General features: G+C 61.6%; 16 protein-coding genes. 6 read left to right on the top strand and 10 right to left on the bottom strand.

Annotated features, from left to right (window positions below; translation table 11 throughout):
• Positions 1-16 precede the first annotated feature (16 nt).
• The 5 genes from dnaX to CER19_RS15595 all read left to right on the top strand — a co-directional run bounded on the left by dnaX (position 17) and on the right by CER19_RS15595 (position 5672).
• Positions 17-2092, top strand: coding sequence for a DNA polymerase III subunit gamma/tau (dnaX, locus tag CER19_RS15615; RefSeq protein WP_116667050.1), 2076 nt, complete (start codon positions 17-19; stop codon positions 2090-2092).
• 43 nt (positions 2093-2135) lie between these two features.
• Positions 2136-2474, top strand: a complete 339-nt coding sequence (locus tag CER19_RS15610) for a YbaB/EbfC family nucleoid-associated protein (protein ID WP_003193199.1) — start codon at positions 2136-2138, stop codon at positions 2472-2474.
• Between the two features lie 139 nt (positions 2475-2613).
• Positions 2614-3648: an NADP-dependent oxidoreductase gene (locus CER19_RS15605; RefSeq protein ID WP_116667049.1), complete on the top strand. Its 1035-nt coding sequence runs from the start codon at positions 2614-2616 to the stop codon at positions 3646-3648.
• A gap of 66 nt (positions 3649-3714) precedes the next feature.
• Positions 3715-4317, top strand: a complete 603-nt coding sequence (recR, locus tag CER19_RS15600; protein WP_032895829.1) for a recombination mediator RecR — start codon at positions 3715-3717, stop codon at positions 4315-4317.
• Between the two features lie 206 nt (positions 4318-4523).
• Positions 4524-5672 carry an acyl-CoA dehydrogenase family protein gene (locus CER19_RS15595; protein ID WP_116667048.1) on the top strand — a complete coding sequence of 383 codons (1149 nt, stop codon included), beginning with the start codon at positions 4524-4526 and terminating at the stop codon, positions 5670-5672.
• Between the two features lie 109 nt (positions 5673-5781).
• Here the strand turns inward: CER19_RS15595 and CER19_RS15590 are convergent, their stop codons facing one another.
• Both CER19_RS15590 and fnr read right to left on the bottom strand, forming a co-directional pair.
• Positions 5782-6330, bottom strand: coding sequence for an adenine phosphoribosyltransferase (locus tag CER19_RS15590; protein WP_003193191.1), 549 nt, complete (start codon positions 6328-6330; stop codon positions 5782-5784).
• A gap of 76 nt (positions 6331-6406) precedes the next feature.
• Positions 6407-7141: a fumarate/nitrate reduction transcriptional regulator Fnr gene (gene fnr / locus CER19_RS15585; RefSeq protein WP_005790290.1), complete on the bottom strand. Its 735-nt coding sequence runs from the start codon at positions 7139-7141 to the stop codon at positions 6407-6409.
• 155 nt (positions 7142-7296) lie between these two features.
• On the opposite strand from fnr, the gene CER19_RS15580 reads away from it, so the two are divergent.
• Entirely contained in the window at positions 7297-7758 is a 462-nt protein-coding gene (locus tag CER19_RS15580) for a hypothetical protein (protein WP_116667047.1), read from the top strand.
• A 6-nt stretch (positions 7759-7764) separates the two neighbouring features.
• On the opposite strand, the gene hemN is transcribed toward CER19_RS15580, so the two are convergent.
• From hemN to CER19_RS15540, 8 genes are all read right to left on the bottom strand, one after another.
• Positions 7765-9147 (bottom strand): oxygen-independent coproporphyrinogen III oxidase, encoded by a 1383-nt coding sequence (gene hemN / locus CER19_RS15575; protein WP_116667046.1) that lies wholly within the window; start codon positions 9145-9147, stop codon positions 7765-7767.
• Between the two features lie 103 nt (positions 9148-9250).
• Positions 9251-9934, bottom strand: a complete 684-nt coding sequence (locus tag CER19_RS15570) for a sulfite exporter TauE/SafE family protein (protein ID WP_032895833.1) — start codon at positions 9932-9934, stop codon at positions 9251-9253.
• Positions 9927-10139, bottom strand: a complete 213-nt coding sequence (gene ccoS / locus CER19_RS15565) for a cbb3-type cytochrome oxidase assembly protein CcoS (protein WP_003193184.1) — start codon at positions 10137-10139, stop codon at positions 9927-9929. Before ccoS ends, CER19_RS15570 begins: the two co-directional genes overlap by 8 nt.
• 22 nt (positions 10140-10161) lie before the next feature.
• Positions 10162-12612, bottom strand: coding sequence for a heavy metal translocating P-type ATPase (locus CER19_RS15560; RefSeq protein ID WP_116667045.1), 2451 nt, complete (start codon positions 12610-12612; stop codon positions 10162-10164).
• A 125-nt stretch (positions 12613-12737) separates the two neighbouring features.
• The gene (locus tag CER19_RS15555; protein ID WP_116667044.1) at positions 12738-13277 is read right to left on the bottom strand and encodes a FixH family protein; all 540 of its coding nucleotides are present in this window, start codon (positions 13275-13277) and stop codon (positions 12738-12740) included.
• Between the two features lie 14 nt (positions 13278-13291).
• A complete protein-coding gene (gene ccoG / locus CER19_RS15550) occupies positions 13292-14695 on the bottom strand; it encodes a cytochrome c oxidase accessory protein CcoG (protein WP_034128398.1) in 1404 nt (467 codons plus the stop codon).
• A 207-nt stretch (positions 14696-14902) separates the two neighbouring features.
• The gene (locus tag CER19_RS15545; RefSeq protein WP_073527185.1) at positions 14903-15313 is read right to left on the bottom strand and encodes a type II toxin-antitoxin system VapC family toxin; all 411 of its coding nucleotides are present in this window, start codon (positions 15311-15313) and stop codon (positions 14903-14905) included.
• Positions 15313-15567: a type II toxin-antitoxin system Phd/YefM family antitoxin gene (locus CER19_RS15540; protein WP_034128400.1), complete on the bottom strand. Its 255-nt coding sequence runs from the start codon at positions 15565-15567 to the stop codon at positions 15313-15315. Before CER19_RS15540 ends, CER19_RS15545 begins: the two co-directional genes overlap by 1 nt.
• Between the last annotated feature and the right edge of the window lie 102 nt (positions 15568-15669).

The following is a 15669-nucleotide window of genomic DNA, read 5'->3' as shown; positions in this document are numbered from 1 at the left end:
GTTGCGACGGTTTTCGATGAGTTATCAGGTTCTTGCACGTAAATGGCGCCCGCGCTCGTTCCGCGAAATGGTCGGCCAGACCCATGTGCTCAAGGCTCTGATCAATGCCTTGGACAGCCAACGGCTGCACCACGCCTACCTGTTCACCGGTACGCGCGGGGTGGGCAAGACCACGATTGCGCGCATCATCGCCAAATGCCTGAATTGTGAAACCGGTATCACCTCGACGCCGTGTGGCACCTGTTCGGTGTGCCGTGAGATCGACGAAGGGCGTTTCGTCGACCTGATCGAGATCGACGCCGCGAGCCGAACCAAAGTCGAAGACACCCGCGAGCTGCTGGACAACGTGCAGTACGCGCCGAGCCGTGGCCGCTTCAAGGTCTACCTGATCGACGAAGTGCACATGCTGTCCAGCCACTCCTTCAACGCCTTGTTGAAAACCCTGGAAGAGCCGCCGCCCTACGTCAAGTTCATCCTGGCCACCACCGACCCGCAGAAACTTCCGGCAACGATTTTGTCGCGGTGCCTGCAGTTTTCCCTGAAAAACATGACCCCCGAGCGCGTGGTCGAGCATTTGACCCATGTGCTGGGCGTCGAGAACGTACCGTTCGAAGACGACGCACTGTGGTTGCTGGGCCGTGCCGCCGATGGTTCGATGCGCGATGCCATGAGCCTCACCGACCAGGCCATCGCGTTTGGTGAAGGCAAGGTCATGGCCGCCGACGTGCGCGCCATGCTCGGTACCCTGGACCACGGCCAGGTGTTCGACGTGCTGCACGCGCTGATCGAGGGGGACGCCAAGGCGTTGCTCGAAGCGGTGCGCCACCTGTCGGAGCAAGGCCCGGACTGGAACGGTGTGCTCTCCGAAATCCTCAACGTATTGCACCGCGTCGCCATCGCCCAAGCCCTGCCGGAAGGCGTGGACAACGGTCATGGCGACCGTGATCGCGTATTGGCCCTGGCCCAGGCCTTGCCTGCCGAAGACGTGCAGTTCTACTACCAGATGGGACTGATCGGTCGCCGCGACCTGCCCCTGGCGCCCGACCCGCGGGGTGGCTTTGAAATGGTGCTGCTGCGCATGCTGGCGTTCCGGCCGGCAGATTCGGCAGACGCACCGAGACAGCCGCTAAAGCCAGTGGGGATCAGCCAGGCCACAGTTGATTCCGCCAAACCAGTGGCTGGCGCGGCCGTTGTCGCGCCAGTAGTTGCTGCGCCAGCGGTTGCTGTGCCTGAGCCGGTTGCGCTGGCACCTGAGCCCGAACCTGCGCCAGTTGCCGTCGCACCTGTGGTCGAGCCCGAGCCGGTCATCGAGCCCGAGCCCGTGGTCGACTTGCCCTGGAATGACCCGGTCGAAGCGCAAGTAGAGCCCGAGCAACAGCCCGCCGTGGAGCCCGTGCTGGAAACCACCGGCGAGCAGCCCGAGCTGACGCCGATGCCTGCGCCGACTCCGGACAGCGTGGTGCCGGATGCCCCAGAGTGGGTGTCGGCGCCCGTTCCTGAACCGACGGTCGCCCAGGTCGACGCCGCCACCCCCGGCATTGACCTGGACGACGAGCCGCCGCTGGACGAAGACTACATCGAGCCGGACATGGATTCGGCCTACAGCTACCTGGACGAATTGGCCAGCGAGCACACTGCGGAACCTGCGCCCGAGCCCGAGGCAGAACCTGCCGCGGCCCCGGCTACCGGCCTGGCCCTGCAATGGCTGGAATTGTTTCCGAAATTGCCGATCTCCGGCATGACCGGCAGTATCGCCGCCAACTGCACCCTGATTTCCATCGAAGGCGACCACTGGCTGCTGCACCTGGACCCGGCCCATAGCGCCTTGTTCAACGCCACCCAGCAGCGCCGGCTCAACGATGCGCTCAACCAGTACCATGGGCGCACGCTGACCATCGCCATCGAGCTGATCAAGCCCGAGCAGGAAACCCCGGCCCAGGCAGCGACCCGTCGGCGCCTTAACCGCCAGCGCGAGGCCGAGGACTCGATCCACGCAGACCCGCTTATCCAACAAATGATGCAACAGTTCGGTGCGGTCGTCCGCCACGATACTATTGAACCTGTCGAAGCCCCGGTGCCCCAAGCGTCATGACACCGGGCTACTCATTGATCCACGTACTTTTGAGGTGATTCCCATGATGAAAGGTGGCATGGCCGGCCTGATGAAGCAGGCGCAGCAGATGCAGGAAAAAATGGCCAAGATGCAGGAAGAGCTGGCCAACGCCGAAGTCACCGGTAAAGCCGGTGGCGATATGGTCAGCGTGGTGATGACCGGTCGTCACGACATCAAGCGTGTCAGCATCGACCCAAGCGTATTGCCGGGCGTGGGTGAAGATGACCTGGAAATGCTCGAAGCGCTGTTCGCCGCAGCCGTCAACGACGCTGTGCGCAAGATCGAAGCCAACAGCCAGGACAAAATGTCCGGTGTGACCGCTGGCATGCAACTGCCACCGGGCATGAAACTGCCGTTCTGATACACGCTTTAGCTAAACTCAAATGCCAGGCATCGCGCCTGGCATTTTTTTGGCCGGTCGAAACATCGAACCCCAAGCCTTCACCGATGGTCTGCACCCTATACCGTTGAAACCACTCACCGATAAAGGAGCCCCGCTGATGCCTCAAGATATGACGCTCAACCAACGCATCGTTCTGGTCTCACGCCCTCAAGGCGCCCCCACGCCGGAAAACTTTCGCCTGGAACGTGTAAGCCTGCCGGACCTGGCAGACGGCCAGGTGCTGCTCAAGACCCTGTACCTGTCTTTGGACCCCTACATGCGTGGACGCATGAGTGACGCGCCGTCCTACGCCGCGCCCGTGGAAATCGGTGAAGTGATGACCGGTGGGGCTGTCAGCCGTGTCGAGCAATCGCGCAACCCGAAATTCGAAGTGGGCGACCTGGTGGTCGGCGCCACTGGCTGGCAAAGCCACTGCATTTGCGAAGGCCATAACCTGATCCCGCTGCCCAAGGGCCTGCCGAGTCCGTCGATGGCCTTGGGCGTCCTGGGTATGCCGGGCATGACGGCCTATATGGGCTTGATGGATATCGGCCAGCCCAAGTCCGGGGAAACCCTGGTGGTGGCGGCTGCGTCGGGCGCGGTGGGGTCGGTGGTGGGCCAGGTGGCCAAGCTCAAGGGCTTGCGCGTGGTGGGCATTGCCGGTGGCGCGGAAAAATGCCGCTATGTGGTGGATGAGTTGGGCTTTGACGCCTGTATCGACCACAAGAGCGAAGATTTTGCCCATGAGCTGGCCCTGGCCTGCTTCAAAGGCGTGGACATCTACTTTGAAAACGTCGGCGGTAAAGTCTTCGATGCTGTGCTGCCTTTGCTCAACCCCAAGGCGCGCGTGCCGCTGTGCGGGTTGATCGCCGGCTATAACGCCCATGAAGCGCCCAGCGGCCCTGACCGTTTGCCGGCCCTGCAACGCACCTTGCTGACCAAGCGGGTGCGCATCCAGGGCTTTATTGTGTTCGACGACTATGGCGACCGCCAGCCGGAGTTCCTCAGCGCCATGGCGCCTTGGGTGCGCGAGGGCAAGATCAAGTTCCGCGAGGACGTGGTCGATGGCCTGGAGCAGGCGCCCGAAGCCTTTATCGGCCTGCTCGAAGGGCGCAACTTCGGCAAGTTGGTGGTGCGCGTCGCGCAGGATTGAGTATTTGACGCTAATCCGGGGCGCGGGTATAAACCGCGTCTCGTTGTTTTGTCGGACCCTTCGCCCATGAGCTTCAGCCCCCTGATTCGCCAACTGATCGACGCCTTGCGCACTTTGCCCGGCGTCGGCCAGAAAACTGCCCAGCGCATGGCGCTGCAACTGCTGGAGCGTGACCGCAGCGGCGGTACTCGCCTGGCCCAGGCCCTGAGCCAGGCCATGGAAGGCGTGGGCCATTGCCGCCAGTGTCGCACCCTTACTGAAGAAGAACTCTGCCCGCAATGCGCCGACCCGCGTCGCGACGACACGTTGCTGTGCGTGGTGGAAGGGCCGATGGATGTGTACGCCGTGGAGCAGACCGGTTACCGCGGGCGTTACTTTGTGCTCAAGGGCCACCTGTCGCCGCTCGATGGCCTGGGGCCGGAAGCCATCGGTATTCCACAACTGGTGGCGCGGATACAAGAGCAGGGCACCTTTACTGAAGTGATCCTGGCGACCAACCCGACGGTGGAAGGTGAAGCCACGGCGCATTACATCGCCCAGTTGCTGACCAATAAAGGTTTGATTACTTCACGGATCGCCCATGGCGTACCGTTGGGTGGCGAGCTGGAATTGGTGGACGGCGGCACCTTGGCACACTCGTTCGCAGGCCGTAAACCCATCGCGCTCTAAAACCCACTGCAATTTGGGCTTCCTAATCCTGTAGGAGCGAGCTTGCTCGCGAAAAACTAATAGGCGCCGCGTTCACGCAGGAAGCACGCGTTATCGTTGACGTTTTTCGCGAGCAAGCTCGCTCCTACAGGGTTAGCGCAGATGCATGACTTGATAACCAAGCAAGCGCTTGGTAAGTTCGCTCCATCCCGCCATGGAGCTTGCCGATGTCTGCCTTTCAGGAATACTTCGATCCCAGCCACCAATTGGTCCGCGACAGCGTGCGCCGCTTCGTCGAGCGCGAGATGTTGCCCGGCATCGAGCAGTGGGAGGAGGCGCAAAGCTTTCCCCGCGAGCTCTACCTCAAGGCCGGTGCGGCGGGCATTCTGGGGATCGGTTATCCCGAAACGCTGGGTGGCAGCCACGAAGGCGATCTGTTCGCCAAGGTCGCCGCCAGCGAAGAACTGATGCGCTGCGGCTCTGGTGGCGTGGTGGCAGGGCTCGGCTCCCTGGATATCGGCCTGCCGCCCATCGTCAAATGGGCCCGGCCTGACGTGCGTGAGCGCATAGCGCCTCGGGTGCTGGCCGGCGAAAAGATCATCGCCCTGGCGGTCACCGAACCCAGCGGCGGCTCAGATGTAGCCAACCTGCAAACCCGCGCCGTACGTGAAGGCGAGCATTACCGCGTAAGCGGCGCCAAGACCTTTATCACCAGCGGCATTCGCGCTGACTTCTACACCGTAGCCGTGCGCACGGGCGGGCCGGGCTTTGGCGGTATCAGCCTGCTGCTGATCGAAAAAGGCACCCCGGGTTTCACCATCGGCCAGCCGCTGAAGAAGATGGGCTGGTGGGCGTCGGACACCGCCGAGTTGTTCTTCGACGATTGCCGCGTGCCGGTGGGCAATCTTATCGGCGTCGAGAACATGGGCTTTGCCTGCATCATGGGCAACTTCCAGAGCGAGCGCCTGGCCTTGGCGCTGATGGCCAACATGACTGCACAGCTGGCCCTGGAGGAAAGCCTTCAGTGGGCCGCCCAGCGTGAAGCATTCGGCAAACCTATTGGCAAATTCCAGGTGCTCAAGCATCGCCTGGCGGAAATGGCTACCGCCGTGGAGGTTTCCCGCGAGTTCACCTATCGCCAGGCCGCGAAAATGGCCGCTGGCAAGAGCGTGATCAAAGAAATTTCCATGGCCAAGAACCTGGCCACCGATACCGCTGATCGAGTGACGTATGACGCGGTGCAGATACTGGGGGGGCAGGGGTATATGCGTGGCAGCCTGGTGGAGCGGCTTTATCGCGATAACCGGATTTTGTCGATTGGTGGCGGGACGCGTGAAGTGATGAATGAAATCATCAGTAAGCAGATGGGGTTGTAAACCGGGGTGTTCTTTCGGGCCTCATCGCGGGCAAGCCCGGCTCCCACAGGGGAATGCATTCCAAGGTGGGAGCCGGGCTTGCCCGCGATGACGGCAGTACTGACGACTCTTATCTCTCAGTCAGCCCAAATTGCGTCAGGCAAAACGTCGGAATGCCCATGTCTGCCAACCGCTGCGAGCCACCCAGCTCCGGCAAATCAATAATCGCCGCCGCCTCAAAAATCTTTGCCCCCATGCGCCGCACCAGGTTCGCCGCCGCAATCAGGGTGCCTCCGGTGGCGATCAGGTCATCGAACATCAGCACGGAATCGCCTTCGCACAGGCTGTCGGCGTGCACTTCCAGGAAGGCTTCGCCGTACTCGGTCTGGTAACCCTCGGCCAGCACGTCCGCCGGCAACTTGCCTTGCTTGCGAAACAGGATGAGCGGCTTGTTGAGCTGGTAGGCGATGATCGAGCCGATCAGGAAGCCACGGGCATCCATCGCACCGATATGGGTGAAATCGGCTTCGACATAGCGTTGGGCAAAGCTGTCGGCCACCAGGCGCAAGGCACGGGGCGATTGGAACAGCGGCGTGATGTCACGGAAGATCACCCCAGGCTTGGGGAAGTCGATGACGGGGCGAATCAGGGATTTAATGTCGAACGAATCAAAGGTCATCGTCGAGGAGTCCAGAGCGGAAAACGGACTCGAAGTATACCTGCGGCCTCGCCGATTGGCGCGGCCGCAGCCTGGATCAGACCTCCAGGGAACCGCCAGCCAATGCACACAGCTGGATCGGGTCGAGGATATGCACCTCTTTACCCTCGGCGGCAATCAACTGGTTCTGCTGGAAACGGGTAAACACGCGGGACACGGTCTCCACTGCCAGGCCCAGGTAATTACCGATCTCATTGCGCGACATGCTCAGGCGGAACTGGTTGGCCGAGAACCCACGGGCACGGAAGCGCGCCGACAGGTTGACCAGGAACGTGGCGATGCGCTCATCGGCGGTTTTCTTCGACAGCAGCAGCATCATTTGCTGGTCATCACGAATCTCGCGGCTCATCACGCGCATCAATTGGCGGCGCAATTGCGGCAGTTGCAGGGCCAACTCATCCAGGCGCTCGAAAGGGATTTCGCACACCGACGTCGTCTCCAAGGCCTGGGCCGACACCGGGTGAATCTCGGTGTCCATCCCCGACAGCCCGACCAACTCGCTGGGCAGGTGGAAACCGGTGATTTGTTCTTCGCCGCCATCGCTGAGGCTGAAGGTCTTCAATGCGCCCGAACGTACTGCATAGACGGAATCAAACTTGTCGCCCTGGCGAAACAGAAACTCGCCTTTTTTCAGCGGGCGGCCGCGTTTGACGATGTCGTCCAGCGCATCCATGTCTTCCAGATTCAATGAAAGTGGCAGGCAGAGGGGAGCCAGGCTGCAATCCTTGCAATGGGCCTGGCTGTGAGCGCGCAGTTTGACTGGCTCGGACATTTCTTAAATCCTTGTGGGAAAACACACATAAGACGTAAGGGTAACGCACTGGGGGGCACGGAGGCCAGCGTGTACAAAAAACCGATCGGTATATAAAGATTTGGCTAAAACCGCCGATAGTACTGCTATCGACTACAAATACGGCGGCTCAAACCATGTTAGCCCTCACTGCTCAACTCGCTTCGCGCACTCAGATCCAGGCACTGCCTGAACCCAAGAAGGCTGCCGAACCCGATGTTGCCGCTATCCCGACGACGGACGAAGCCAAGCCTGCTGTTTCGGTGACCATTTCCGGCGCCGCGATGAAAGCTGCTGCGGCGGAAAAAACCTCAAACAGTGACATCGACGAAAGCGGCCTGGCGGACAACGTCAAGAATCTGCTCAAGATGATTCGTGAGATCAAAAAGCAGATTGCCGAGAAACAAGCCGAGATGGCTGCGGTAATGGCCGACAGAAATCTCAGCCCTGAACAGGCCCGTGCCCGACTCTCCGGGCTGCAGTCAGCGTTGAGTGCACTGCAAGCCAGCTTGACCAGCGCCCAGGCGTCCCTGACCAAGGCGATGAAAGACATGAGTGCCGGTGATGCAGTCAAGGCCGCCAGCCTGGCCATGAAGTAAGTAAGTCTAGATGACCCGCGAAAATCGTTGCCTGTTCTGGTGCTCCAGGTAGGCATCGAACACCATGCACACTGAACGTACCAGCAAGCGCCCGGCCGGGAGCACACGAATGCCCTGGGCGTCCAACTCGATCAGGCCGTCGGCGGCCATCGTTTCCAACTGCGGCCATAACTCGGCAAAATAGCCGCGAAAATCGATGTTGTACGCCTGTTCGATCCCCTCGAATGCCAGGCTGAAATTGCAGATCAAATGCTGGATCACATCCCGTCGCAACCGGTCGTCCGTAGTGCAGACCAGGCCGCGGCTGGTCGCCAACTGCGCGCCCGCCAAGGCATTCTGGTACTGGTTCAGGTCACTGCTGTTCTGGCAATACAGGTCGCCGATCTGGCTGATCGCTGACACCCCCAGCCCAATCAAGTCGCAGTGCCCGTGGGTGGTGTAACCCTGGAAGTTGCGCTGCAGCTTGCCTTCTTCCTGGGCGACGGCCAATTCGTCGTCCGGCAGCGCAAAGTGGTCCATGCCGATGTAGCGGTAACCGGCCTGGGTCAGTTGTTCGATGGTGGTTTGCAGCATCAGCAGTTTTTCTGCCGGCGAGGGCAGGTCGTCGGTGTTGATCCGCCGTTGGGGCATGAAGCGTTCCGGCAGGTGCGCGTAGTTGAACACGGACAGGCGATCAGGCTGCAAGCGGATGACTTCTTCCACGGTGCGCGCAAAGTTCAACGGCGACTGCTTGGGCAGGCCGTAGATCAGGTCGATATTGATCGAGCGAAATTGCAAGGTGCGCGCTGCATCGATCACGGCGCGGGTTTCTTCCAGGCTTTGCAGGCGATTGACCGCCCGTTGCACCTCGGGGTCGAGGTCTTGGAGGCCGATGCTCACGCGGTTGAAGCCCAGTTCACGCAGCAGGCCCATGGTGGCCCAGTCGGCTTCGCGCGGGTCGATTTCGATGCCGTAGTCGCCCGAATCGTCATCCAGCACATTGAAATGCTGGCGCAGGCATTTCATCACCTGGCGCAGTTCATCGTGGCTGAGAAACGTGGGCGTACCGCCGCCCAAATGCAGTTGCTCAACGGGCTGCTGCGGGTCGAGGTGGCAGGCCACCAGCTGGATTTCCTGCTCCAGGCGCTGCAGGTAAGCCTGGGCGCGGCCACGGTCCTTGGTGATCACCTTGTTGCAGGCGCAGTAGTAGCAAATGTTGGCGCAGAACGGCACATGCACATACAGCGACAGTGGCCTTACGGCCTTGCGGCTGTCACGCAGGGCGTGGAGCAGGTCGAAGGTGCCGACCTGGCTGTCAAATTGTACGGCGGGGGGGGAGGACGGATAGCGCGGCCCCGCCAAGTCGTAGCGGTGAATCAGATCTGTGTCCCAACGAATGGCGTCGAGCATGCGGGCGGTCCCCCGGATTGGCTAGTGGGCCGAGTCTAGGGGCAGGGCGGTGCAGGCATCTTGATTTGCATCAACGGGGAGCGGCGCTATGCCACAGGGCCTGCTAATGCCCCATTAGCCAGTGCTGGTGGGGGCCAGGCAAGGTCCAGAGACCGAAGATCATCACCAGCACGCCACCGGCCACACGCACGCTGCGCTTGCGCAACAACGCAGTCACGCGTTCGGCGGCCAGCCCGGTGGCCAGCAGCACCGGCCAGGTGCCCAGCCCGAACGCCAGCATCAGTAAGGCACTGTCCAGCGCATTGCCCTGGCTCGCCGCCCATAGCAGGGTGCTGTAGACGAGCCCGCACGGCAACCAGCCCCACAGCGCGCCCAGCAGCAAGGCACGGGGCAGGCTGGACACTGGCAGCAAACGGTTGGCTACCGGCTGCAGATGCCGCCACAGGCCGCGTCCCAGGCTTTCGATACGGGTGAGGCCGCTCCACCAGCCTGCCAGGTACAGGCCCATGCAGATCAGCAGCAGCCCGGCAAGCACTCGCATGAACATCGCCGCCGGGCTGTTGGCCACCGCCCAGCCGGCCAGGCCGATCAATAAACCGGCGGTTGCATAGCTGAGGATGCGTCCCAGGTTATACGCCAGCAGCAGGCGAAAACGGCGGCTGCGTTGTTCCTTGGGGATCGCCAGGGTCAGCGCGCCCATCAGTCCGCCGCACATGCCCAGGCAATGGCCGCCGCCGAGCAGGCCGAGGATCAGCGCCGAGACCAGCAAGGGCGCCAGCTCAAGCATGGGGGGGCTCTTTGGGCGGCTGCTCGGGGCTGTTGGCTTCGTCGATGGCGGCCAGGTGGTTCGGGTCCTGGTCGTCGAACAGCACGCTGTGGGCCGGGCCATCGAGGTCTTCGTACTGGCCGCTGTCCACGGCCCAGAAGAAGATGTAGATGGCCACGCCCACTAACAGCAGTGCCGCCGGAATCATCACGTAGAGAGCTGGCATCTGTACTCCATGCCCGCGCGGCTCAGGCCGGCAGCGGGCGGGTTGCTGGGGCGGTGCCCGGGGCTTGCGTGCTCGGCAGGCGAGTGAGGCGCAACGCGTTGAGCACCACGGTCAACGAACTGAGGGACATGCCGATCGCCGCCCAGATCGGAGTGATCCAACCCAGGGCCGCAAACGGCAGCATAAGCCCATTGTACAACCCGGCCCACAACAGGTTCTCGATGATCACTCGGCGAGTACGCCGCGCCAGGCTGAAGGCCTGCACCAGCGCATCCAGGCGGTTGGACAACAGCACCGCATCGGCGCTGGTTTTCGCCAGGTCCGTGGCCGAGCCCATCGCCACACTGATATCGGCAGCCGCCAACACTGGCACATCGTTGACCCCATCGCCGAGCATCAGCACTTTGCGACCTTCTTTGTGCAGGTTTTGCAGTACCTGCAGCTTGTCGTCAGGGCGCAGGCTGCCGTGGGCTTCGTCGATACCCAGCTCAGAGGCGACACTGGCCACCATCGGCGAACTGTCGCCGGAGAGCAACAGCGTGCGCCAGCCCCGCGCCTTGCATGCGGCCAGCAAGGCGGGGGCGTCGTTGCGCAGACGGTCATCCAGTACGAACCAGGCCAGCGCCCCGCTGCGGTCGCCCAGCAGCAGCCATTGCCCGGCCTCGTCCGGCGAGGCGGGAATCGCGCAGCCACTGAGTTCACAGACAAAACCCGGCTGGCCGATGCGCAACAGACGTTCTCCCACACGACCTTCCAGGCCCAGGCCTGGAGTGCTCAGCACTTCATCAGCGGCCAGCGGCGCACGGCCGAAGGCACGGGCAATCGGGTGTTCGGAACGGTTCTCCAGGGCGGCGGCAAGGCCCAGGCATTGGTCGCTGTCCAGCGCACTCAAGGGCCGAATGGCGCGCAACGCCAGGCGCCCTTCGGTGAGGGTGCCGGTCTTGTCGAAAATCACCGTATCAATCTGGTTCAGGCCCTCGAGCACATGGCCGCGGGTCAGCAGCAACCCGAGACTGTGCAAGGTGCCGGTGGCGGCGGTGAGCGCGGTGGGCGTGGCCAGGGACAGGGCGCACGGACAGGTCGCCACCAGCATCGCCAGCACAATCCAGAACGCTCGGGATGGGTCCAGCTCCCACCACAGCAGGCCGATCAGCGCGGCGGCGATCAGTGAGCACAACAAGAACCACTGCGCAGCGCGGTCGGCGATTTGCGCCAGGCGCGGCTTCTCGGCCTGGGCGCGCTCCAGCAGGCGCACGATGGCGGACAAGCGCGTGTCATGCCCCAGGGCGCGCACTTGGACGGTCAGCGCGCCTTCGACATTCAGCGTGCCAGCCGTGACGCTGTCACCCGTGCGCCGAGGTTGCGGTAGGTACTCGCCGGTCAGCAGGGATTCATCAATGCTGGATTGGCCGTCGAGAATCACCCCATCCGCCGGCAGCACCGCACCGGGATGCACCAGCACACGATCCCCCAGCGCCAACTCGCTGAGCAGGATGCGTTCGCTCTGGCCATCGTCCTTGAGGTGCAGGCAGGAGGCGGGCAACAGGTTGACCAGTTGGGCGGTGGCTGCGGCGGTGCGTTCCCGGGCGCGGCGCTCAAGGTAGCGCCCGGCCAGCAGGAACAGGGCAAACATGCCCACGGCATCGAAATACAGTTCGCCCACGCCGGTGATCGCGGTCCAGATGCCGGCCAGGTACGCGCCGCCAATCGCCAGGGACACCGAGACGTCCATGGTCAGGTGGCGCGTGCGCAGGTCACGCAGGGCGCCTTTGAAGAAGGGGGCGCAGCTGTAGAACACGATGGGCGTGGTTAGAAACATCGCAACCCAGCGCAGGATGACGTGCAATTCCGGGCTCAGGTCGATATTGAATTCTGGCCAAGTGGCCATGGTTGCCATCATGGCCTGGAACCACAGCAAACCAGCGACCCCCAGTTGTCGCAGGGCCAGGCGATTCTCGCTGGCCAATTGTTCGGCGGCGCGGTCGGCCTGGTAAGGGTGGGCGGCGTAACCGATATGGCGCAGCTCGCTGAGCAGTTGGCTCAACGGCAATTGCCCATCGGCCCAGCGCACGTGCAGGCGGTGGTTGGACAGGTTCAATCGCGCTTCGGCCACGGCAGGCAGGCTGCGCAGGTGTTTCTCGATCAACCAGCCGCAGGCGGCGCAACTGATGCCTTCCATTAGCAGGGTGGTTTCGGCCAGGTCGCCTTGATGGCGGACAAAGGGTTCTTGCACATCGGCGCGGTCGTACAGCGCCAGTTCCTCCACCAACTGCACAGGCAGCGCCTCGGGGTTGGCCGAGGCTTCGCTGCGGTGTTGGTAATAGCTCTCCAGCCCGCCGGCCACTATCGCCTCGGCCACGGCCTGGCAGCCCGGGCAGCAGAGTTCACGGCGTTCGCCCAAGATCAGGGCGGTGAACCGGCTGCCGGAGGGGACGGGTAGGGCGCAGTGGTAGCAGGGGGTGGGTTGGGTCATTGCTCAGTTCCGTAGATCGTTCCCACGCTTTGCGTGGGAATGTTGCCCGTGACGCTCTGCGTCACAAAGCAGACGCAGAGCGTCCAGCAAGGCGTTACCACGCAGAGCGTGGGAACGAACATCGTCTACTTCTTCAGGTCTTCGGCGCCCTGTAACGGTTCGTCACCCAGCAGCAAGTCCTTGTCGTGGCTGACCTCTTCTTCTTCGAACAGGCGCCAGGTCTTGTCGCCTTCCACCCCCAGCAATTCCACAAAGCGCCGGCCTTCGACCTTGTCGGTGACCTGGCCGATGTAGCGGCCTTGCTCACTGTCGCTGCGGGTGAGGTTGATCTTGCGATCCTTCTCTGGCTGGGTCGGGGAGATCAGGTTCAGCTCCAGGGTTTTTGGATTGCTGTAGCCAGTCAGTTGCAGCTCGACCTCGCCGGTCAGGTCGTCCAGGTGCAGCTTGCCGCGCAGTTGCAGGGTCTGGGCCAGGCGTTCGCGGTCCAGGGAACGGTTGATGCCTTTGCCGGCCTCGTAGTAGTTGTCGTTGACCAGGTTGTCCGGGTTATTCACCGCGATGGTCACCATGGACAAGGTCAGGGTCACAGAACAGGCCAGAATCGCGATGATGATCCAGGGCCAGAGGTGTTTGTACCAAGGGCTGGCGGCAGTAGTTGCGGGCATGCGTGTGTTCCCTGTTAACGGACTTGTGGGCCGATGAATCGGCTCTTGGCTTCAATATGGACGCTGGTGTCATCGGCGTCTTCGAGGATGAAGGTCACCTCGTTAGTGCTCGACGGCAACTGCTCCGGCGCACTCGACAACTCCACCGGCATGCTGACGATATCGCCGGCGGCCACTTTGATTTCGCGCCGGCCTTGCAGTTTGAGGTCGGGCAGGCCAGCGGCGTCGAGCACGTAGGTGTGGTCGCGCTGGTCTTTGTTCATGATCTTCAGGCTGTAGACGTTTTCGATGCGACCTTCGGCGTTTTCGCGGTATAGCACGCGGTCCTTGCTGACGTCGAAACCCACCAGCGAGCGCATGAAGAAGGCGGCCACCAACAGGCTGATCATCGCCAGCAACACCAGGGCGTAACCGATCAAGCGCGGGCGCAGCTTATGGGTTTTCTGCCCCGAAAGATTGTGTTCGGTGGTGTAGCTGATCAGGCCGCGTGGGTACTCCATCTTGTCCATGATGTTGTCGCAGGCATCGATACAGGCGGCGCAGCCGATGCACTCGATCTGCAGCCCGTCGCGGATATCGATGCCGGTAGGGCACACCTGCACGCACATCGTACAATCGATGCAGTCGCCCAGGCCCTGGGCCTTGTAGTCGGTACCCTTTTTACGTGGGCCACGCACTTCGCCACGGCGTGGGTCATAGGACACGATCAAGGTGTCCTTGTCGAACATCACGCTCTGGAAGCGCGCATAGGGGCACATGTAGATGCACACCTGCTCGCGCAGCCAGCCGGCGTTGCCGTAGGTGGCGAGGGTGAAGAAACCCACCCAGAAATACGACCAGCCATCGGCCTGGCCGGTGAAGAAATCGAATACCAGTTCGCGGATCGGCGAGAAGTAGCCGACGAAGGTGATGCCGGTGGCAAAGCCGATCAGCAGCCACAGGCTGTGTTTGCTGAACTTGCGCAGGAATTTGTTGGCGCTCATGGGCGCCTTGTCGAGCTTGATGCGCTGGTTGCGGTCGCCTTCGGTGACCTTTTCGCACCACATGAAGATCCATGTCCACACGCTTTGCGGGCAGGTATAGCCGCACCACACGCGCCCGGCGTATACGGTGATAAAGAACAGGCCAAAGGCCGCCACAATGAGAATGCCCGACAGCAGGATGAAATCCTGGGGCCAGAACGTTGCACCAAAAATAAAGAATTTACGCTCCGGCAGGTTCCACCACACCGCCTGGTGACCACCCCAGTTCAGCCACACCGTGCCAAAGTACAGCAGGAACAGAGCGGCACCGCCGACCATGCGCAGGTTGCGGAACAAGCCAGTGAAGGCGCGGGTGTAAATCTTCTCACGCGAAGCGTAGAGGTCGACGGTTTTGGCAGGCGGGGTAACGTCATGTACCGGTATCTGGTCGCTCATCATTGCATCCCACGGCGGTGGAGATTTGCCTCGGCCAGTACGTGCCAACCGGGGTCAAATTAAGGGTGTTGCAGTGGCCTAATGATACGCCCCCGATGGTGCGCAAAGGGTGCGACCTTTAGTCGCGTTGGGGGAAATCAATTGATGGTGTACGTGACCTGGATCAATTGACTTGGCAAGTATGGACGGTTTTTGTCGGTAAGCCGGTCATTCGTCCCATGGATTGATCAGTGCAACGCCACTCGATTTGAAGTCGCTGATGTTACGCGTGACGACGGTAAGCCCGTGAACCAGCGCGGTTGCGGCAATCAATGAATCGCTTTCGTTGGCTCGGTCGGGTACATGCAAGTGTGCGCAACGCAGCGCGACTGCTGCATCGACGGGCAGGATTCTGGCATCAAAGGCGGGCATCACATGACGCTTGAGCCAGGCTCTCAACACCTTCCCCTGCGCCGGGTCTCGCCGCTCAATTCGCAGGACTCCGGTTTCCAATTCCTTCAGCGTGATCGCCGAAATAAACATACGTGGCGCTACCACACTTTTTGCCCACGCCACGACATTTGCATCAGCCTGAGGTTTACGCAGTTCAGAGATCACATTCGTGTCGAGTAAATACATCAAGAAAAGTCCACGGGGCGATGAATGATCACTGCACGTTCGGTTTCGAAGTCGATATCGGCCGCTTCCGGCATCACCAACAGGTCAACGATGTCGGCATTCAGACCTGTCAGCTTCTGGTAGTCCTCAATGCTTAGCAGTACATGGGCAGGCTTGCCGCGATCAGTGATAAAAACCGGCCCTTTGCGGGCGGCTTTTTTGGCACCGCTTGTGTCTTGATTGAATTCTCGGCTGGAAATGGTCGTGATGGTCATGGGGTAGTTCCCCCTTCGCTGGACTGAATGTAGTTACGTTACTACTTGGCGAGTGCGTGCGGCAAGGTTGAGGCTACGAACGGTAGATTTGGCTTTGAAAGG

The organism is Pseudomonas sp. GL93 (genome assembly GCF_003408955.1).
Taxonomy (GTDB): Bacteria; Pseudomonadota; Gammaproteobacteria; order Pseudomonadales; family Pseudomonadaceae; genus Aquipseudomonas; species Aquipseudomonas paracarnis.
This window is presented reverse-complemented; position numbering and strand designations above follow the sequence as displayed.